15 protein-coding genes are annotated in these 21314 nt (G+C 57.2%); 6 read left to right on the top strand and 9 right to left on the bottom strand.

Annotation, left to right across the window (positions count from 1 at the left end; all coding sequences use genetic code 11):
• Positions 1-4: 4 nt before the first annotated feature.
• From hldE to OB87_RS09660, 3 genes are all read right to left on the bottom strand, one after another.
• Entirely contained in the window at positions 5-1432 is a 1428-nt protein-coding gene (gene hldE / locus OB87_RS09670; RefSeq protein ID WP_033569231.1) for a bifunctional D-glycero-beta-D-manno-heptose-7-phosphate kinase/D-glycero-beta-D-manno-heptose 1-phosphate adenylyltransferase HldE, read from the bottom strand.
• Positions 1433-1587: 155 nt separating this feature from the next.
• Complete coding sequence (gene glnE / locus OB87_RS09665) at positions 1588-4437, bottom strand: bifunctional [glutamate--ammonia ligase]-adenylyl-L-tyrosine phosphorylase/[glutamate--ammonia-ligase] adenylyltransferase (protein WP_033569230.1); 2850 nt, start codon at positions 4435-4437, stop codon at positions 1588-1590.
• A gap of 111 nt (positions 4438-4548) precedes the next feature.
• Positions 4549-5880 carry a CYTH domain-containing protein gene (locus OB87_RS09660; RefSeq protein ID WP_033569229.1) on the bottom strand — a complete coding sequence of 444 codons (1332 nt, stop codon included), beginning with the start codon at positions 5878-5880 and terminating at the stop codon, positions 4549-4551.
• 307 nt (positions 5881-6187) lie between these two features.
• Between OB87_RS09660 and OB87_RS09655 the strand changes: the two genes are divergently transcribed.
• Both OB87_RS09655 and OB87_RS09650 read left to right on the top strand, forming a co-directional pair.
• Positions 6188-6808, top strand: a complete 621-nt coding sequence (locus OB87_RS09655; RefSeq protein ID WP_033569228.1) for a TIGR04211 family SH3 domain-containing protein — start codon at positions 6188-6190, stop codon at positions 6806-6808.
• 151 nt (positions 6809-6959) lie between these two features.
• Positions 6960-8207, top strand: a complete 1248-nt coding sequence (locus tag OB87_RS09650) for a multifunctional CCA addition/repair protein (RefSeq protein ID WP_033569227.1) — start codon at positions 6960-6962, stop codon at positions 8205-8207.
• 45 nt (positions 8208-8252) lie between these two features.
• Here OB87_RS09650 and bacA read toward each other — a convergent pair whose 3' ends face one another.
• On the bottom strand, positions 8253-9074 hold the full coding sequence (gene bacA, locus OB87_RS09645; protein WP_033569226.1) for an undecaprenyl-diphosphate phosphatase: 822 nt from the start codon (positions 9072-9074) through the stop codon (positions 8253-8255).
• Positions 9075-9249: 175 nt separating this feature from the next.
• A complete protein-coding gene (gene folB, locus OB87_RS09640; RefSeq protein WP_033569225.1) occupies positions 9250-9612 on the bottom strand; it encodes a bifunctional dihydroneopterin aldolase/7,8-dihydroneopterin epimerase in 363 nt (120 codons plus the stop codon).
• Positions 9613-9719: 107 nt separating this feature from the next.
• On the opposite strand from folB, the gene plsY reads away from it, so the two are divergent.
• The gene (plsY, locus tag OB87_RS09635) at positions 9720-10361 is read left to right on the top strand and encodes a glycerol-3-phosphate 1-O-acyltransferase PlsY (protein ID WP_033569224.1); all 642 of its coding nucleotides are present in this window, start codon (positions 9720-9722) and stop codon (positions 10359-10361) included.
• Positions 10362-10428: 67 nt separating this feature from the next.
• Here plsY and OB87_RS09630 read toward each other — a convergent pair whose 3' ends face one another.
• Complete coding sequence (locus OB87_RS09630; RefSeq protein WP_033569223.1) at positions 10429-12015, bottom strand: methyl-accepting chemotaxis protein; 1587 nt, start codon at positions 12013-12015, stop codon at positions 10429-10431.
• A gap of 312 nt (positions 12016-12327) precedes the next feature.
• Here OB87_RS09630 and ppa point away from each other — a divergent pair, with 312 nt between their 5' ends.
• Positions 12328-12858, top strand: coding sequence for an inorganic diphosphatase (gene ppa, locus OB87_RS09625; RefSeq protein WP_033569222.1), 531 nt, complete (start codon positions 12328-12330; stop codon positions 12856-12858).
• 112 nt (positions 12859-12970) lie between these two features.
• Here ppa and OB87_RS09620 read toward each other — a convergent pair whose 3' ends face one another.
• Genes OB87_RS09620 through tamA form a run of 3 tightly spaced genes read right to left on the bottom strand, consistent with a single transcriptional unit; the run spans position 12971 to position 18770 of the window.
• Entirely contained in the window at positions 12971-13318 is a 348-nt protein-coding gene (locus OB87_RS09620) for a gamma-glutamylcyclotransferase family protein (protein WP_033569221.1), read from the bottom strand.
• A 2-nt stretch (positions 13319-13320) separates the two neighbouring features.
• On the bottom strand, positions 13321-17076 hold the full coding sequence (gene tamB / locus OB87_RS09615) for an autotransporter assembly complex protein TamB (RefSeq protein WP_033569220.1): 3756 nt from the start codon (positions 17074-17076) through the stop codon (positions 13321-13323).
• On the bottom strand, positions 17073-18770 hold the full coding sequence (tamA, locus tag OB87_RS09610) for an autotransporter assembly complex protein TamA (protein ID WP_167334388.1): 1698 nt from the start codon (positions 18768-18770) through the stop codon (positions 17073-17075). The genes tamB and tamA overlap by 4 nt, the downstream gene beginning before the upstream one ends.
• A 433-nt stretch (positions 18771-19203) precedes the next feature.
• On the opposite strand from tamA, the gene msrA reads away from it, so the two are divergent.
• Positions 19204-19842, top strand: coding sequence for a peptide-methionine (S)-S-oxide reductase MsrA (gene msrA / locus OB87_RS09605; RefSeq protein ID WP_152605889.1), 639 nt, complete (start codon positions 19204-19206; stop codon positions 19840-19842).
• Positions 19843-19979: 137 nt separating this feature from the next.
• Positions 19980-21296 (top strand): hemolysin family protein, encoded by a 1317-nt coding sequence (locus OB87_RS09600; RefSeq protein ID WP_033569217.1) that lies wholly within the window; start codon positions 19980-19982, stop codon positions 21294-21296.
• The last annotated feature ends 18 nt before the right edge of the window (positions 21297-21314 follow it).

Raw genomic sequence — 21314 nt, 5'->3', positions numbered from 1 at the left:
CCCGTCAGTCTCTGGCTTTGATGGTGTTGATGATATTGGTGGTCGAGCAGCCGTCTTCAAAGTTCAGCACCCGCACCTCACCGCCATTGGCCCACACTTCTTTGCTGCCGGCGATATCTTCCGGCTTGTAATCGCCGCCTTTCACCAGAATATCCGGCAGGACTTCGCTAATCAGGCGCTGCGGTGTGTCCTCCTCGAACGGCACCACCCAGTCCACGGCTTCCAGCGCACCCAGCACGATCATACGCTGCGTCAGCGGATTAACCGGGCGGCTCGGCCCTTTCAGGCGTTTGGTAGAGTCATCGCTGTTCACCGCCACAATCAGACGATCGCCCAGGCGGCGTGCATTAGCCAGGTAAGAGACGTGTCCGGCGTGCAAAATATCAAAGCACCCGTTGGTCATGACCACGGTTTCGCCGCGCTGACGCGCCAGCGCCACCGCATCTTTTAGTTGAGCTTCGGTCATAACGCCAAAGCCAGTGTCGGCACGGCCGCGAATGGCGTTTTCCAGCTCGATCGGCGTTACCGTCGAGGTGCCGAGTTTACCGACTACCACACCCGCCGCCGCGTTAGCCAGGAAGCAGGCTTCCTCCAGCGGTTTGCCCGCCGCCAGCGCCGCCGCCAGCACACCAATCACGGTATCACCGGCACCGGTGACGTCATACACTTCCTGCGCCTGCGTCGGCAGATGTAACGGTGCCTTGCCCGGTTGCAACAACGTCATACCCTGCTCGGAACGGGTGACCAGCAGTGCGGACAAATCCAGCTCCGCCAACAGCTTCTCGCCGCGCTCCACCAGATCGTTTTCGTCTTTGCAGCGCCCGGCCACCGCTTCGAACTCAGACAGGTTCGGCGTCAGCAGCGTCGCACCGCGATAACGGTTGAAATCGGTGCCTTTCGGGTCGATCAGTACCGGTACACCGGCTGCTCTGGCGGTTTGGATCATGCTCTGCACATGCACCAGCGCGCCTTTAGCGTAGTCAGACAGCACCAGTGCGCCGATTTTCGGCAATGCCTGCTGGATGCGTTCAATCATGGGCTGCGGATCGACGCTATCAAACCCTTCCTCAAAATCGAGGCGGATCAGTTGCTGATTGCGCGACAGCACACGCAGCTTGGTGATGGTCGGATGGGTGGGGACGGAAACAAAGTCACACTTGACGTTAACTTCATTGAGTTTGGCGCTCAGGGCGCGGGCGGCATCATCAATGCCGGTCAACCCCACCAGACGCGACCCTGCTCCCAGCGCGGCGATGTTCATCGCCACGTTGGCTGCGCCGCCAGGACGCTCTTCGATGGTATCCACCTTAACCACCGGCACCGGTGCTTCCGGCGAAATACGGCTGGTTGGGCCGTACCAGTAGCGGTCCAGCATTACGTCACCCACAACCAAAACACCGGCGTGGCGAAAATCAGGTAGCGTTACTTTCATTCCCTGGCTCCAAAAAACAGGTTCATTTTTAACGCGCGCTATACTATCACATTCAACTATCACACCATCACATTCAACGCCCACGCCATCACACTCAACGACCACGTGACTCCGGGTAGCCACAGCGTTTAGTGGGCTGTATTGCGCGACACGTCTCACCCCAGCCACGTTTGCCAGCTCTGTTGCACCTGCTCGCGCTCGGCACTGAAACGTTCCAGACCAACGCGACCGGGCAGCTCCTGCAACGCCAGATGGTGGATTTCATCGCGCAGGGTGATGTAAGCCAGCCGTAGCGCGTCAGCCTCTTCTTCCGTCATCACACCATGGCGGGCCAACAGCTCCAGAATGCGCACATTATCGGACCAGTGCGTCAGCCGCGGCTCCTGCGCCGCGTAACGCAGCACCAGATACTGGGCGATGAACTCAATGTCGGTGATGCCACCGGCATCAGCCTTGATATCAAACCCTGACTCTTTGCTGGCGTGGTGCTGGCGCATTTTTTCTCGCATTTCCCGCACTTCGGTACGCAGCACATCGCCATCGCGCTCACGGCACAAAATACGCTGACGAATCTGCTCAAACTGCTGCTGAATGGCAGGTTCGCCATACACTACCCTGGCACGCACCAGCGCCTGATGTTCCCAGGTCCAGGCTTCATTGCGCTGATAATCCTCGAACGCCGCCACGGTACTCACCAGCATCCCCGCTGCGCCTGATGGCCGTAAACGGGCGTCAACCTCATACAAGATACCGGACGAAGTACGGGTGCTGAACAGGTGCATCACACGCTGGGCCAGCCGCAAATAGAACTGACGACCGTCGATGCTGCGTTCACCATCGGTCGCCACGTTATCCGGGCAATCGATCAGGAACACCAGATCAAGGTCAGAGCTGTAGCCCAGTTCCCAACCGCCTAACTTGCCGTACCCCACCACGGCGAACCCGCGCCCGGAATGAGAGTGCAGGTGGGCAGGCTGGCCGTAACGCGCCACCATCTGATTCCACGCCTGCTGTACTACGGCGGCGATGATCGCCTCCGCCAGATAAGTTAAGTGATCGCTCACTTTCATGACCGGTAGCGCGCCAACAATATCCGCCGCCGCGATGCGCAAATGCTGCGCCTGCTTGAACTGACGCAACGCTTCCAGTTGCTGTTCTTCGTCCTCTTCCGGCACCCGCATCAGGTACTGACGCAATTCGTCGGCGTAAGCATTCAGCGCGGTCGGTTGGTACAAGCTGGCCGGATCCAACAGTTCATCCAGCAGCAACGGATAACGCGCCAACTGGCTGGCAATCATTGGCGACACGGCACACAGCCGGATCAGCTGTGTCAGCGCCGAGCGCGACTCCAGCAACAGTTCCAGATAAGTGGTACGGGTGACAATGCCCAGCAACAGCGGCGTCAGGCGCGCCACGATGACGTCAGCGTTGGCGTGACCGCAGGCCTGCGCCAGCAATGCGGGCATCAGTTGGTCAAGTACGTCTCGCCCACGTGGTCCGATGGTTCTACGGGATAAATCCGCGCGGAAATCCGTCACCCGCGCAAGCAACCGCTCACACACCTCCGGGGTCAGTTCAGGTGCCAGCGTCGCCAGGTCGGCGCTATCCAGGCCATCCTGCCACAGGCTGCTGTAATGGCTATGCTCTGGGGTTTCGCTGCCGTCCGGCGCGTCATCACCAATCAACTCATGGAACACCGCACGCACGGCGTGCATCTGCTGATGTAAGCGTTCACTCAGCAGTGACCAGTCATCACAGCGCATCCCCCACGCCAGCCGAGCCTGATTAAGCGGGTCTTCCGGCAGGGTTTGCGTTTGTTCGTCAGCAATTGATTGCAGCAGGTTCTCCAGCCGACGCAAAAACAGATAAGCCTCGCGCAGTTGGGCCGCCTGCACGGGCGTCAATAGCCCCAGCTCGCCAACCTGCGTCAACGTCGGCAGCAGAGAGCGCCCCTGCAATGTGGGCTCGCGGCCGCCACGAATCAGCTGAAACACCTGGGTGATGAACTCCACTTCGCGGATGCCGCCCGCCCCCAGCTTGATGTTGTTGCGCAAGTCTCGCCGCCGCACTTCACGGGCGATCATGCTCTTCATGTTGCGCAGTGACTGAATCACACTGAAATCGATATAGCGGCGGAACACGAACGGCCGCAACATGCGGATCAACTCCTGGCTGTAGTGGTCGTCATCGCCACCCATCAGCCGGGCTTTGACCATCGCATACCGTTCCCAGTCGCGCCCCTGTTCCTGATAGTAATCTTCCAGCGCGGCGAAGCTCATCACCAGCGGGCCGCTGTCACCAAACGGCCGCAGGCGCATATCCACCCGGTAAACGAAGCCATCCACCGTCGGCTGGTCCAGCGCTTTAATCAGCCGCTGACCAAGGCGGGTAAAGAACTGGGCGTTATCCAGCTCCCGGCGTCCGCCGCGGGTCTGGCCGTTTTCCGGGTAAGCAAAAATCAGGTCGATATCCGAGGAAAAGTTCAGCTCACCGCCGCCGAGTTTGCCCATGCCCAAAATCAGCAATGGCTGAGGTTCGCCCGCCGTATTGCACGGCGTGCCCCATTCGCGGCAGCAGACGTCATACAACCACTGGCGAGCGGCAACGATCAGCCCTTCCGCCAGGACGCTCAGTTGCTGTAAGGTTTGCTCAGTGGTACTAAGGTGTAACCATTGCCCCCAGGCGATACGCGTCAGAATGCGGCGACGGAACAGGCGCAGCGCCTGCATTAGCGCCGCCTCATCGCTGACACCACTCAATGCCTGCGATAGCCAGTCCGCATACTGTCGCCACTCTTCTGGCTGGGGAGGGTGCTGCACCATTTCCTGCCGCCACTGTGGATAGCGTGCCAGCGCATCGCTGACGAACTCGCTGCAAATCAGTACCGCCATTGCCTCATCGGCCAACGGCGTCTGCCCGGAAGTCGACAGACGTTCCGCCTCATGGCGCGCCTGCTCGGTCAGTAGTTCAGATAGCGGAAACAACGATGCGGGATGACAGGTCATGGCGATATCCTTGCACAGCTGCCCCGTCAGGCAGCCTCAATAAAATGTGAATCGGGGAATATCGCCTTGCCGGTGCCGGAAAGGCGATAACCGCGAAGCGCGACAGCGAGATTACTGGCCGCTGTGCAGCCAGAACGGCGGCTGTTCGAGTGCCTGCTTGCGGCAATGCTCCAGCTCGCTGGGTATACTCTGGCCGACAGACAGCGCGTCAATCAATTGCATCAGTTCACGCCATGGCTGCAAATAACGGAGGGAGTCCTCCGGCGGATAGGCACCGCCCAACAGCAAAAAGGCGTACACGCCTCGCTGCAAGCGCGGCAATTGCTGGGCGTAATGCAACGCATCCAGCGCATGGCTAAATACCGCTTTCAGTTCAGCCAGCCCACGGCTCAGCATGATATCGGCAAAGCGTTTCCAGGAACTTTGCAACCGCATCAGCTCACGGTTGTCCATGTAGCCACGCCAGCCATGTTTTACCAGCCATGAGGTCAAAGTCAGTTTGCCCTTCAGGTAATCGACGCTGTAGCAGAGCGTATCCGCTGTTTCCGTACGCTCGATCGCCTCTTCAAGATGGGTTAACGCCGCACGGAACTCCGAGGTTAACTTGCGCGGCACCACGCCCCCCACCAGCACCAGCAGTTCCCGCATCATCGCACCGGCCTCCAGCAATGCCTGACGTGCTGCATTATCACCGCGCGACCACAATTCCTCGTGGTATTGCCAGTGACTAAACGCATATTCCAACCCGGCAGCAATGCCGTGATCGAGGGTCATTTTTGGCTCCACTGGCAGGAACCCCAACGTTCTAAGCGGCCGTACCGGATTGCCTTTCGCCAGATGATAGCCACGGGCAGCTTTGCTCAGGCTCCCTTGCCGTAAACCGCCGATATCAGCCAGTTCGCTAGCGAACGCCAGCAAATCCTCGGTGCGGCCGTTTTTCAGCTCCAGTTCCAGTTCACACAGCGGTTCGACGAATTCGCCTGCGCTGACCTCGCCCTGGTCTATAGCAATCTCAATCAGGCTCTGATGGTGAGACACCACCCAGGCTTCTCGCTGAAAATCGGTGCTGAACAGCGGCTGCAATGCCTGAGCCAGCGCATCGATATCGCAATCCTCCGGCCAAATCTCAGCGGGCAGTAGGCGAATATCCAGTTGCGGCCCAGGTAAATCCACGTTGTATTCTGGATGCTGATGTAACCCGCCCACCACTTTTCCCGCGGTTTTCACCGTCATTTCATAACGGCCGTTTTCTCCACGGATACGCAGCCCGATACCATGTTGGCGCAGATAGGCATCGGCGGTTTCGTAATAAATATTCGCCAACTTTCGGGTATGCAGATGGTTGCTGTGCCCCACATCACTCTGCCAGTTTTTCAGGCCCTGTTTAACCGTCGCTACTGCATCGGGGTGAATGATAAATTTTAACTCGATCTCTTCGCTCATAGTCTTGCACTACCGGATATTGCGGAAATGTCGCCAGTAGATAACATTTTATCTTAGGTTGCCACTTTTGCGGCATGGCGTCGTCAACGCCTTGCGAGCGTTCTCACAAGGCGCAGGTAACCGGTTTTCGCCTCTGTCGAATTTTGACTATGCTTAATTCCTCATCCCACATTAACCAACACACTGATTTACAAAACCAAGTTTACAAAACCAAGAGTAAGACTGTTCCCATTCAGGTTTGCTGGCGTCATCGTCAGACTGGGCGCGCTAACCGCAGAATCTTTATGAACTTAATATATTGAATATGATGAATAAATTACCCTTGTTCCTTGCCGCTATCCTCGGTCTGTCCACCACATTGGGCCTTCATGCGGAAGAAAAACGCTACATCTCCGATGAACTGGTTACCTATACCCGCAGCGGCCCGGGCAACCAATATCGCATTGTCGGCACGTTGAATGCCGGTGAAGCGGTCACACTCATCAGCACAAATGAGGATGCCGGTTACGCCCAGATTCGTGACGACAAAGGCCGCACCAGTTGGATTCAGCTTGACCAGCTCAGCCAGACGCCCAGCCTGAAAACCCAGGTGCCAGAATTGGAGAATCAGGTCAAAACCCTGACAGACAAGCTTAACAGCGTCGATCAGGACTGGAATCAGCGCACCGTCGACCTGCGCCAGAAAGTCGCCACCAGTGACAGCACCCTCACCGCGTTGCAAAAAGAAAATCAGGCTCTGAAGAGTCAGCTGGATGTGGCGCAGAAAAAGCTTGAAGTCGCCAATCTGCAACTGGACGACAAGCAGCGCACGCTGATCATGCAGTGGTTTATGTACGGTGGCGGCGTGGCGGGTGGCGGTCTGGTACTGGGACTGTTGCTGCCACATTTGTTGCCCCGACGCAAAAAGAACGACCGCTGGATGGGGTAAAACCTGAACACCGGCTCGTTGGCCGCACGGATGTCCCGTTGTGTTCGAGAGGATGTTAATCAACAATAAGCGAAATTATCGTTAACTATAATTTCGTTTACGGCTGGTGATTATTCTCGTTATCGACACAGCCTAACATCAGGAGCCGGGTTTGAAGATTTACCTTGTAGGGGGCGCAGTGCGCGATGGCCTGTTGGGCAGACCGATCACCGAACGCGATTGGGTCGTGGTCGGTGCGACACCGGATATGCTGTTACAACAAGGCTACCAGCAGGTCGGGCGGGATTTCCCAGTATTCCTGCACCCGGAGAGTAAAGAGGAATATGCGCTGGCGCGTACCGAGCGCAAATCTGGCAATGGGTATACTGGATTTATTTGCCAGGCCACACCGGACATCACGCTGGAAGCAGATCTACAGCGGCGCGATCTGACCATCAACGCCATCGCGCAGGATGAAGACGGTCAGTTGATTGACCCTTACGGCGGTCAGCGCGATTTGCAAAACCGGCTTCTGCGCCATGTCTCCGACGCGTTCAGCGAAGATCCGCTGCGGGTGCTGCGGGTCGCGCGATTCGCCGCCCGCTATGCCCATCTCGGCTTCCTGATTGCCGAAGAAACCCTGAACCTGATGCAGGCGATGACCCGCAACGGCGAGCTGGATTTTTTGACGCCGGAGCGAGTGTGGAAAGAAACGGAGAAAGCCCTCGCCACGCAGGATCCGCAAGTCTATTTTCAGGTGCTGCGTGACTGTGGTGCGTTGGCGGTGCTGTTCCCCGAAGTCGACAGTCTTTATGGCGTACCCGCCCCCGCCCAATGGCACCCGGAAATCGACACCGGCATTCATGTGATGATGAGTCTGGCGATGGCCGCCCGCCTCAGCCCGGCGATTGATATTCGTTTCGCCACCTTGTGTCACGATCTCGGTAAAGGGCTGACCCCACCAGAACTCTGGCCGCGCCATCATGGGCATGGTCCGGCTGGCGTCCCCTTGGTTGAAGCCTTGTGCCAGCGCTTACGCGTACCTAACGCGCTACGCGACCTGGCCTGTCTGGTGGCCGAATACCATGATGTGGTCCACACCGTACAGATGCTACAGCCTCAAACGCTGCTTAAATTGTTTGACGCCATCGACGTCTGGCGCAAACCCCAGCGTCTGGAACAGTTGCTCCTCGCCAGTGAGGCGGACGCACGCGGGCGGGCCGGACTGGAGCAACAGCCCTATCCGCAAGGGGACTATCTGCGTGAAGCCTTTGCTGCCGCCAGCAGTATAACCAGTGCAGAAGTGGTAGCAGCCGGATTCCAACATGCTGCGATCAGGGAAGAGTTGCTGCGCCGGCGCCGTGCTGCATTGGAAGAATGGAAAACCCGGCGCACTGAAGCTGCCGGGCCTTCATCATAAACGCATGACCATGATCGTCGGGATGCACCACGCATCCCGACAGCGTTACATCAGTACCAGCCACACCACCGCCGCCACGATGAAACGATAAATGGCGAACGGCACGAAAGAGATGCGCTTAATTAACTGTAGGAACGTTTTAATAGCGATCATCGCCACCACAAACGCGGTCAAGAAACCGGTAGCGAACATCGGCAGGTCGGACAGCGACAGGAAATGCCAGCTTTTGTATAAGTCCAGCCCACTCGCGCCCAGCATGATCGGCACCGCCAGAATAAAGGAGAACTCAGACGCCGCATAGCGATTGACCCCGACCAGCATCCCGCCAGAAATCGTCGCCCCTGAACGCGAGAACCCCGGCCACAGCGCCAGACACTGAAAACAACCAATCAGGAATGCCTGAAGATAACTGATGTCATCCAGCCCTTCCGCCTTCGCTTTTTTCGGTTTAAGCCACTCAGCCAGCAGCAACAGCACACCACCGACAACCAACGCATAAGTCACGGTAACCGGATTGAACAGCGATTTGATGAAATCATGCAACAGCAACCCCAGCACCACCGCGGGGATCATCGCCAGCACGATGTGCGCCAGCGTCAGATGGCCTTTACCGCGCCCTTCATGCTGCGGTGGTTGACCGAAATGAATACCAATTAAGCCGAACATTCTCCGCCAGAACACCACGACCACCGCCAGGATCGACCCTAACTGGATGATGACTTCAAAGGTCTTGGCGGTGTCGCCTTCGAACCCCAGCCAGTGACCGACAATGATCATATGCCCGGTGGATGACACCGGCAGAAATTCGGTGAGCCCTTCCACCACCCCAAGAATGAACGCCACCAGCAACGAATGCAGATCCGCCATCGACCGTTAACTCCCTACCTGCCACATAAAAAAGCGGCCTTGCCGTCAGCAAGCCGCAACGTATAAAGCACATCGAAGATGTCCCACGTGTCGGGGACTAACTTAAAATAGAGATATTATCTTTTGATTACCTTAAGAAGGGTCTGTGTTTGCGTTGAAATGATCGCCAACCGATTCATCGCGCCGGGCGAACACCGCGTTCAATCACCACGCCCACGCTGCGTGCCTGCGCCACTGCGCCGGGCTTGCTGACCTTCAGCCGCAGCCAGGGAATGCCAAAGCGCTGCATCAGTGTGGCGGCCACCTCTTCAGCCACTCGCTCCACCAGCGCAAATCGCCCACCGGCGACCCGTTCAATCACCGCGTCGCTGACGTCAGCATAACTCAGGCAATCCGCTACATTATCGCTGGCAGCTGCCGGGCGGTTATCCCAGGCCATTTCGATATCGAACATCAACTTCTGCTGGATGGTCTGTTCCCAGTCATAAACACCGATGGTGGTGATTACGCTCAGTTCTTCAATAAACACGATATCCATCACGTCATCCCCTGTTTTTGCCGCCGCCGGATACCACTTCCGACAGAAAGTGCGTATTATCCACAGATGCTGAACTTAAAACGACCTTTATTAGACGGAAGCCGTTTATGAGTGTTATCGCGCCCGGAATGATTATCGTCGCGTATCTGTGTGGCTCGATCTCCAGTGCGATTCTGATTTGTCGCCTCGCGGGTTTGCCTGACCCACGCACACACGGTTCCGGCAACCCTGGTGCCACCAATGTCTTGCGCATCGGCGGTAAAGCCGCTGCCTCCGCCGTACTGGTTTTTGACGTTCTTAAAGGGATGCTGCCGGTGTGGGGCGCTTATGCGCTGGGTAGTTCGCCGCTGTATCTCGGCCTGACGGCTATCGCCGCCTGCCTGGGCCATATTTACCCGATTTTTTTTCGCTTCCAGGGCGGCAAAGGCGTCGCGACTGCGTTTGGTGCCATCGCACCTATCGGCTGGGACCTGACCGGTTTGATGACCGGCACCTGGCTTCTGACCGTGCTGTTGAGCGGCTATTCCTCACTAGGTGCGATTATCAGTGCGCTGATTGCGCCATTCTACGTCTGGTGGTTCAAGCCCCAGTTCACCTTTCCAGTCGCCATGCTTTCCTGCCTGATTCTGATGCGGCATCACGATAATATTCAGCGCTTGTGGCGCGGCCAGGAAAGCAAGATCTGGAAAAAGTTGCGTCGCAAACACCAGTCGGCGGATGACACCCCAGAGAAACACGACGAACCCTGAGTGTAAAAAAGCGGCCTTAATTGGCCGCTTCGTTTTTCATCAGGTTCGGTGGTCTTCCCGGTTTTAATCAGTAACGCCCTAACGCCGCCAGCGCCTGCTGTTCCAGCCGGAACTGCGCCATGCTGGCCGCCAGTTCGCGCGCCTGCTCTTCCAGCGAGCGGGTTGCCGCCGCCGACTCCTCCACCAGCGATGCGTTTTGCTGCGCGACCGAGTCCATCTGCGACACCGCCAGATTGACCTGCTCAATGCCATTGCTCTGTTCACGGGTCGCGGTGGAAATCTCACGCATCAGGGTGGTGACCTGCGATACCGATGAGGCCACGTCACTCATGGTTTCGCCAGCAACGCGAGCAATTTCAGCACCTTCGTTAACCTGTGTTTGCGAATCCTGCATCAGTACCTTGATTTCGCGGGCTGACTGAGCACTACGCTGTGCCAGACTACGTACCTCGCCCGCCACCACGGCGAAGCCGCGGCCTTGCTCACCGGCGCGCGCCGCTTCCACCGCTGCATTCAGCGCCAGGATATTGGTCTGAAACGCGATACCGTCAATCATCGTCAGAATGTCGGCTACCCGCGACGCCGTAGCGGAGATCATCTGCATTTTATCCAGCATCTGCTCAACCGCCTGGCTGCCTTTCGTGGCGGTATCGGATACCCGCTGCGCCAGCAAATAAGCCTGATCGGCGCTATCAGCATTCAGTTTCACAGTGGAAGCCAGCTGTTCCATGCTGGCAGCGGTTTGCTCCAGCGACGCCGCCGACTCCTCGGTACGTTCCGCCAGGTGACTGTTGCCGGAGGCCAGCTCACTGGTGCCGACATCAATCTGGCTACCAGCATCACGCACGCGGCCCACCGCGACAGCGAGGGCGTGCTGCATGGATTTCATCGCCTGGATCAACCGGCCGATTTCGTTGTTGCCGCCGTCTTCAATGGTGCGCGATAAATCGCCTTGCGCAATCACCTCAAGCTGCTGTACCGCACCGTCCAGCGGGCGTAAAACTACCAGGCGGATAGCCCACCATGCCAGCACCGACAGCAACAGCGCCACTGCAAAGACAATCCCCATCGACCACAGGCGGCCATAAGCCAGCTCGTCCGCCTGCTGCAACATGTTTTCACCCACCTGCAACGCAAAGTCGCGGAAATCGGCGATGGACGTATCCATCCCGATGCTAAGCGACGGCAAGGTATCCTGCATCAGCGAATAATAGTCGTCGAGATTGTCTTTCTTCAGCGCGGCAATCATCGGCGTCATACCCTGACGATCGTAGGCTTCATAGGCAACTTTGATATGTTCAGCCATTTCAGCACCACGTTTGGTCACCGTGCCATACGCCAGAAACCGTGCCATCTCCCGGCGCGACACCTCGGTATAATTTTCCACGCGCCCCACGGTTTCCTTCGCGTTGTCGATCAACCCGATTTCATACAGTCTCACCGCCTGCGCTGCAGCGGTACGGGCACGCAACGTAGCGGTATAGCTTGACGACAGCGCACTCAGTTCTTTCCCCTGAATTTTATCGATAGACAGTAGCGAGCGGTTTCCCTGACTGATAGCGCTGGTGCCGATTCCAACGACAATCGCCAGCAGCACCAGCATGATGCCTACCAATGCCAGCAGGCCATGCTTGACCGTAATGTTCTTTAACATCCGTTTTCCCTTGTGATTCAAAATAATAAAAAGCAGCTAAATAAATTAAGATGACGCAGTCCGATACGACGCACCATGTCGGTACATCCAGGAGCCCGTCGGGTGACACGATTCAGGATCCTCGATTATCGGAATCCTGCCGTTGTTCTTTAATTAGATTAATTATTTAATTTCCATTGATTAGGCTTATGGGAATTTGGTGCGCGAGCGGTAAACCGGCGCAATGCGCCGGCCTAAAAAATCACGACTTTCGTCATCAGTTGGCTATAATGAGCGCCACTCCATTCTGGTTTGAAGAAGAAGGAAACCGACATGAGTTTGAATACGGTCCCGGCGGGCAAAGACCTTCCGGAAGATATCTATGTAGTAATCGAAATCCCTGCCAACTCTGATCCGATCAAGTACGAAGTGGACAAAGAAACCGGCGCACTGTTCGTAGACCGCTTTATGTCTACCGCCATGTTCTATCCGTGCAACTATGGCTACGTCAACAACACGCTGTCCCTGGATGGTGACCCGGTTGACGTGCTGGTGCCGACCCCGTATCCGCTGCAACCGGGCTCGGTTATCCGCTGCCGTCCGGTTGGCGTGCTGAAAATGACCGACGAATCCGGTGAAGACGCTAAAGTGGTGGCTGTGCCGCACACCAAACTGAGCAAAGAGTACGACAACATCAAAGACGTGAACGACCTGCCGGAGCTGCTGCGCGCCCAGATCGGTCATTTCTTCGAGCACTACAAAGATCTGGAAAAAGGCAAGTGGGTGAAAGTGGAAGGCTGGGCCGACGCCGCTGCCGCGAAAGCCGAAATTCTGACCTCTTTCGAACGCGCCAAAAATAAATAAGGCTATCCTGTCGGTTCAGCACATTCGAACCGGCAAAGCCAGAACGGAACCCCCAGCCTGGCTGGGGGTTTTCTATAGACAAATAGAAACACCGCCGATGGCGGTGTTTTTTTTACTGCTCTTCGTGACGCTTCAACCAGTCGCCGCTGGCGATGCGGCGCAGACCGGTAACCGGGCGCTGATACAGGTAAATCCAGGCGCTACCAAAAGGTGTGGCGATAAGCTCACGCTGGTAAACGCCGTCTCCCCGCTTCAGCTCATCCAATTCGGTCAGAATAGACGAACTGATGCGGTATACTTCGCAGTAAATCTCTCCTTCGCCTGCAACCGCCGCCGGGTAGTGTCCCAGATCATACAGCTCATACCCTTCGAGCTGATAATCTCCCAACCACTGAGCGTTGGTCATCCAATGACTGTTTCCCTGTTTGCGCCGTAAACTGCCGTAGACAATAATTCGCATTGCTAAAACTCGAACTGATAGAGCACATCAAGTGCCTGATTCATACCAGACACCGCTTCCAGATATAGTTTTGGCATTAAACGGTAACGTAAGGTTAACGTTGCCAATGAATCGAACAAGCCAACACCATACTTGACCTGTAGGCCCGGAAGGACGTAACCGCTGACAACCACCTGCGATGTGTCGCCAACTCCCTGTGTATCCAGAGCTAAATTACTTACGCCGAAGGCCTCGCCGATTTTACCCACAACTTGACCACTTTGTGCAACCCCTAAACCGATCAGGGCCGATGTCATCATTGAACTATCTGCTCCGCTGCTGTTCAGCCCCTGGCCGCGCAGCAGGTAGGATAAGGCTTCTTCCTGCGATAAGGTCGGGTCGGAGAATACCTCAAGCTTAGGCGCGGTGGCCGTACCTGTCACCCGTACACCGACTGTTACGCTGTCTGCGGTATTATCCGGGTTGCGGATCGCCTCGATATTCAGCACTGGCTGGGTTGGTGGGCCAGAGAACAGCAACTGCCCTTTGCGTACCTGCAAATCCTGCCCATACGCTTTGAAACGCCCTTCCGGCATCGAAATCTGACCGTTCAGGCCCAGCCCCTGCGTATCCTGCGTGACGTTCAAGTCACCACTCAACCGGGCCCGCAGGCCATAAGCATCAAGCCAGACATCATTACCCACCCTGATGATCAGGTTGCTGGCAATCGGAATCGAACTGGTGGCAGTCGGCATCGGGCGTCGGCGTTCATCCAGAATGACCTCATCCGACGACACATCGACCGCACTGGCTGGCATGTCATGCACCACGATGCGTGCCCAGGGAATGGTTACCATGCCGTTGAGCGTTAGCAATTGTGGCGTTGCTTCGAACACAATATCCGGCGACACATCCAGCCGTGCCATCGGCGGCACCGTCACCCGCATACGGTCGCCGTTAACAGCAATACGCGCCCGCCAGGCTTCAGGCACCGACCAGTCGGCGTTCCCCGCCAGATTAATCTGCCCTTGCGTGGTGCGAAATACGCCCTGCAACGTTGACGACATGCCGTTGAACAACAGCGCCAGCCGTCCGCTGGTTAAATCCACCGGCATCCAACTGCCGTCCACATCAAAATTATCCAGCGCCATCTGCCCGAACACCTGTGGACGTTGCAGGTCGCCCCCCAACCGCAGGTCGGCATTAACGACCCCGGTGGCCTTCTCGTTCTGGCGCAAAATCGGCCGCAGCAGATCGAGAGACAACGCGTTTAACGTCACCGTACCGCTCAGGTTACGGCGTCGCTGCGGGTCAGCAATCTGTACGTCGCCCCGAAAACGGCCATTGCCCTGAATCCCCATCAGCCAGGCCAGCCGCGCCTGCCCTTTCTGCAACCCAGCGTCCAGCGTCAACGTATCAAAAGCCACCGGCAGCGTACCGCCCTGCACCTGTTGACGCACAGTGACGCCATTACCCACCAGCGCGACGTGCGCTTCCGGCAGACCGCCATTTGCCTGCCAGCTCACCTGAGCGTTACCGGTAATCGTACCGGTGACCGCCGTTTGCTGGCCGAGAAAGGGTTTCAGCATTGCCAGATTAAACCGGTTTAGATTGACGCTCGCCTTGCCGCTGGCCCCCGCTTCAATCGGCTGCGGTACGCACAGTTCGGCATCCGGGTTACGCCAGCAATGTGCACCTATCGTGACTTTCTGCGCCGCCGCCTGATAAACCAGCGACATCGCCGGTGCCAGCCGCCACTCGCCGACCGGGGTGTCAAAGCGTGTATCGCTGAGTTCCCCCTGCCAGCGCTGCTGCCCACGGTCAAAATGACCGCTCAACAACAGCTGCCCGCCTACCGGTTCGCCGTTCATGGTCAAACGCAGTTGGTGCTGGTTTTCGTCACCCGTAGCACGCACATTCAGGGACGTCAGATGCAGGTCCCCCTGAACCAATCGCTGTAACTGCAATGTCAGCGTGCCGTGCACCTGTTTATCCGACTGCACATCACCATTGAGTGTCAGTTTACCCAGGCTCAGTTCCTGCCAGCGCAGCGCCGTGGCATTGATTTCTGTCTGCAACTGCGGCGCATCGCGTTTGCCGCTCAGTCGCAATGTCCCCCTCACCTGCCCGCCCAGGCCTGGCAGAATCCCGTTGAGCGATGGTGCGTTGATATCGCCATTTAGCCGCCACTGGTCGCTAAGTTCGCCCTCCAGCGTCAGTTGATTGCGCCCCAACGCCAGCGTCACGCCCGGAATCGACCACTGGCCGCTGGCGTTACCGCTCAGCGCCCCTTTGATCATCACCTTGTTCTGCCGTACCTGCCCGTCCAGCGCCAGTTGCGGCACGTCCAGTTGCCACGCCTCCCCCACCAGACTACCGCGGGTGGTCAACGAGCCGTCCAGCCGTGCGGGCCACTCCGGCCATTGCTGTGCGGTATTGATGCCTTTCAGGGTCAGGTTGCTGTTCCAGCTGATCGCATCGCGCCAGTCCAACTGACCGGTGATATCCGCCGTCCCCTGCAACGCAGCCAGCCGCAATCGCGTCAGCGCGAACTGCTGCTCACTGCCATTGCCCTCCAGCGTCAACGTGCCCGGCGGTAGCTCGCGGCCACGAAGATCACCCCGTAGAGCCAGCGCGTACTCGGTGGCTTTACCGCCGATGTTCAGTTGCACATCGTTGAATTGATACTGGGCGTCGCCGGTCAGCGGCCAGCGCAGTTGCGGGCTATGCAGGCTGATATTCAGCGGCAGTCCCGGCTCGGCCAGCGCGGTCTGGATATCCAGTTGCGCCCGTTGTGGGCCGGACAGGTTCATCACCAACCGCAACTGCTGACGCAGGCTGCCTTCGGCCGTCAGTCGCAGCCGTTCACCTTTGAGCGGGTCGCTGTTCAGAATGCCATTCACGTTGAGCGTCACCGGCCAGTCGCCGACAAGCCGAGCCTCGCCGTGGGCGTATAACGCGCCTTGCGGCGACTGTAGCATGAGCTGTTGCAACGTCAGCGTCTGCTGCCGGGTGACAGCCTGCAATTGAAACTGAGAAAGGGTCACCGGCTGGTCGCCCAGAATCTGCCACGACTCGCCGTGCAAATCGGCGATGGTGATATCCAGCGGCAGCGTAAATTCCGGCATCGACGGCAACAGCGGTGCGGCAAACAGGGTGCGCAGCGTCTCGCCCAGCGGTTGCGGTTTCCCCGCCGTTACGGGTGGCGTGGACGGCGTTTTCGGTGTGGCAGGCAACGCCACGGTGAGGCCCGATACCTGTGTCGGCAGCAGCGTCAACGAACGCCCCTGCCAGTTCAGGCCGGTTTGCAGCAACGACAGCGACACATCGGTGCCATCGACAATGATACGGCTGTTGCTCAGGTTGACACGGCGTAGCAGCATCGCCACCGGCGCGCTGATTTCGGTCACCGGCGTAGCCTGCGTCACCGGCTCGGGTGCAGCAGGCGGCATATCGCGAGTATTGATCGCCACCGTCAGATTTTGCAGCGACAGGTCATCCAAACACAGTTGACTGCGCCACAGGCAATCCAGTGCCAACGCCAGATGCAGATTATCCGCCTGCACGGTCACGCCGGGCATGTGATAGCGTACTGCTTTCAACGTCAAATTGCGCCAGCCGCCCTCGACCTGCCCTATTTCCAGCCCTGGCACCCAGCGCGTGGCGGCGTTGAGTAACAGATGCAACCCCGGCGTGGTGGTCACCAGCAACACCACCGTCAGCAACAACGCGACTACGCCAGCCATCAGGCCAATTCCGGCTTTTTTCATCCTGCTCATAACTCCGGCCCCAGCCCGATATAAAACTGCAATCCGTGCTTGTCGTCATCCCCAATCGGCCGGGCAATATCCAGTTTGATTGGCCCCACCGGCGACGCCCAGCGCACACCGACACCGGCACCGGTCTTGAGGTTGGTGCGAGTCAGGTCGTTAACCGCCTCGCCGCTATCCACAAACACCGCCCCCCACCATTTCCCGGTAACGTTGTACTGGTATTCCAGCGAACCGGTTGCCAGTTTTGAGGCCCCGGTGAGTTTGCCGTCGCTATCGCGCGGAGAAACGGACTTGTATTTATAGCCGCGAATGCTGCGATCGCCCCCCGCGAAGAAACGCAGTGACGGCGGTACACGGGAGAAGCTGTCGGTTTCGATCCAGCCCAGATTGGCACGCGCCACGAAGCGGTGTTTTTCCGCCAGCGATCGGATCCAGACGTTCTGGGCCTGGAACACCGCAAAATCGATATCCGAGCCCCACAGGGTATTGGAGACATCCACCGAATAGCGTTGGGTATCGCCCCAGTCGGGCATCAGCCCGCCTCGCTGCCGGGTACGGTTAATACTGAGGCCGGGATAAACCAGCATGGTGGTATTGGTGACGTTGGCCTGGGTAAAGTGATCCAGCGTCCAGTGCAGGTTGACCGCGCGCTGCCAGCCGCTGGTCAGTTCCCAGTAGCGCGCCAGGTTGAGCGATGTCGAGTCGGACTGGGTATCGTTGAGATCTTCGCGCTTGAAACCGCCCTGCACCAGATAATATTGCTCCAGCGGGCTTTTCAGCAGCGGAATCTTGTAGCTCAGGTCCAGTTGCTGCTCCGGCGCGGACAGACTCAGGCTGCTTTCCAGACTGTGGCCGTAAGTATTGACCCAGGGCCTTTTCCAGGTAGTTTTCAGCCGCGGCCCGACATCGGTGGCGTAACCGCCCCCGGTTTCCACGCTGTTGCGGGTACGTGGTGTGAGCACCGCATCCAGCGGCAGTACTTTACTCTGGCGGCCCTGTTCGAAATCCGGCGCCACCACCACCGAATTGAACCAGCCGGTGGCGGATAGACGCCGATTAAACTCCCCCAACTGTTCGGCCGAATAGACATCCCCTTCCTGAAACGGCACCAGATTATGCAGATAAGCCGACTGGATCTGGGAACCGCGAAAGTTGACCTTGCCGAAGCGATAACGCGTACCGCTGTCGTAGTCAATGTCCCACCAGGCTTGATGGGTGGACGGCATTACGCCCAACTGGCTTTTATCGAAGCGGCTGTCAAAGTACCCCTTTCGCATCGACAGGGTGCCGAGTTCGCTTTTGAAATCATCGTAAGCACCGTGATTGAGGATACTCCCCTCAGCAGGACGATGCTGTTTCACCAGCTTTTGATAGTCTTCATCATGTTGCGCGCCGCCGCGGATGACAATACTGGAGCCAGCGATTCTCACCGGTTCCCCCGGCTTGACGGTCACTTTCAGCACCGGGCGGCCGCGCCCCTGTGCCGGAATAAACGCAAAGCGAATCTCCGGGTCGTAGTAACCCAGCGCACGCAGCCCTTTGCGGATCGCTTCATCGACCCGAGCACGGAAACGGCCATCGGCGTTGACTTCATCCGGGGTGATGGTGGAAAGGCGGGCACGTACATTTTTCTGTAGCTCACCGTCCAGCCCAGTGAGTTGCAAGCGCACGTTCGATGCGGCAAACGCCGACCCCGCCATCAGCAACAGGCTCCCAAGTCCCAACAGGTGGCAGAATATGACGCCGCAACGGCAAAATCTGTTTTTTATCCTGATAAAAATTGTCACTTAACTTCCCGGAAGTGTCAGCATAATCGACGCATTTTCTGATTAACTACAGACAAGTATGCCTGTAACTGTAAGGTTAACGATAGAGTCATGTTAACTATAGATAGTCGTTGCCATGCAGACAACGCTATCGCCCTGCCTCATTTTTCGAGCCAGAGATAACCCGTGACGGGCGGCTCGGGCGGTTTTTGCATCACCACCAACCATGCGTCTATCGTTGTGCCCATTACCCGACGCCAGCATCACTGTCATATTGCTGTGCTATTTCGCCATAAAGACAGAGCGCATTAACTCGGTTATGCTCTGAAAATATGAAACACAGGGTGATAATCAGGAGCCAAACGTGATAGCGAATTTTGATAAGACACAGCTGATCGGCCAGTCGGACGCCCTGCCGGGCCGGACGACACCGATGCCGGTCGCCCGTCTGCACGTAGTGAGTCAGCATTCCATGACCCATGTGCCGGATCACATGGAAGTGGCTTTCTTCGCCATGGGCTGTTTCTGGGGTGTGGAGCGTCTGTTCTGGCAACAGCCGGGGGTGTACAGCACCGCGTCCGGGTATTGCGGCGGCTATACTCCCAACCCGACTTACCGGGAAGTGTGCACCGGAAAAACCGGCCACGCGGAAGCCGTGCGGGTGGTGTTTGATCCTGCCGTGGTGAGCTATGCGCAGTTGCTGCAACTATTTTGGGAAAACCATGACCCGGCACAAGGCATGAAACAGGGCAACGACATCGGTACGCAGTATCGTTCCGCTGTCTATACGCTGACCCCGGAGCAGGAAAACGCGGCGAAAGAGAGCTACCAACGCTTCCAGCAGGCCATGCGTGATGCAGGTGAGAACCGCAGCATCACTACCGAAATTCAGCCTGCGGGGCCGTTTTACTACGCCGAAGACGAACACCAGCAATACTTGCACAAGAACCCGAACGGCTATTGTGGGCTGGGCGGTATTGGGGTTTGCCTGCCTCCGCAGGGGTGAAACTGGCGGCGATTTAACCTCGCCTGCTATACTGGGCGACCACGGGTCGGCTTCCGGCCCCTTTTGCGGCGATGCCGCACCCATAATGTTATTCCCTTTCAGAGGTTCGCCGTCTGTGACGACTGTGCGAAAAAACTATGTTAAACAGTCTGTTAATTATTTTATGTCTTATTGCCATCAGTGCATTTTTCTCGTTATCTGAAATATCTTTGGCTGCGTCACGCAAGATCAAGCTGAAGCTGATGGCCGACGAAGGAGACTTGAACGCCGCCATGGTGCTGAAATTTCAGGAAACACCAGGCATCTTCTTCACCGTAATTCAAATTGGCCTCAACGCGGTCGCCATCCTCGCCGGTATCATCGGTGACGCCGCCTTCTCACCCTATTTTGAAATGCTGTTTTCCCGCTTTCTACCACAGGACATGATCGCCCGCGCCAGTTTTATCTGCTCGTTTGTGCTAGTTACCAGCCTGTTCATCCTGTTTGGTGACCTGACGCCGAAACGCATTGGTATGATTGCCCCGGAATCGATAGCGATTCGGATCATCAACCCCATGCGCTTCTGTCTGCTGGTGTTCCGCCCGTTGGTCTGGCTGTTCAACGGTCTGGCTAACCTGATTTTCCGGTTGTTCAAGCTGCCGATGGTGCGCAAAGAAGACATCACCCCCGACGATATCTATGCGGTGGTGGAAGCCGGGGCGCTGGCTGGCGTACTGCGTAAACAGGAACATGAGCTGATCGAAAACGTGTTCGAACTGGAGTCGCGCACCGTGCCTTCTTCCATGACCTCGCGCGAAAGCGTGGTCTATTTCGACCTGCACGAAGATGAAGCACAGATTAAAGAGAAAATCGCCCACCAGCCGCATTCCAAGTTTCTGGTGTGCAACGGCACTATCGATCAGATTGTCGGCTACGTGGATTCTAAGGATTTGCTGAACAGGGTGCTGGGCAATCAGAGTTTGGAGCTGACCAGCGGCGTACAGATTCGCCCGGCGCTGATCGTGCCGGACACGCTGACACTGTCGGAAGCGCTGGAAAGTTTTAAAACAGCGGGTGAGGACTTTGCTGTCATTCTCAACGAATATGCGCTGGTGGTGGGGATTATCACCCTCAACGACGTGATGACCACGCTGATGGGCGACCTGGTCGGCCAGGGGCTGGAAGAGCAGATCGTCGCCCGTGACGAGAACTCCTGGCTTGTTGATGGTGGTACGCCAATCGAAGATGTGATGCGTGCACTGGCTATCGATGAGTTTCCTCACTCCGACAATTACGAAACCATCGGTGGGTTCATGATGTACACGTTGCGTAAAATCCCCAAGCGCACCGATTTTGTACGCTACGCCGGGTATAAGTTCGAAGTGGTGGATATCGACAGCTACAAGATCGACCAGTTGCTGGTCACACGGCTGGAAGAAAAAACGGCGACCAACGCCGAAACGCATCCGGCATAAGCCATTTCATACGCGACG

Source organism: Dickeya undicola, from assembly GCF_000784735.1.
Lineage (GTDB): Bacteria > Pseudomonadota > Gammaproteobacteria > Enterobacterales > Enterobacteriaceae > Dickeya > Dickeya undicola.
This window is presented reverse-complemented; position numbering and strand designations above follow the sequence as displayed.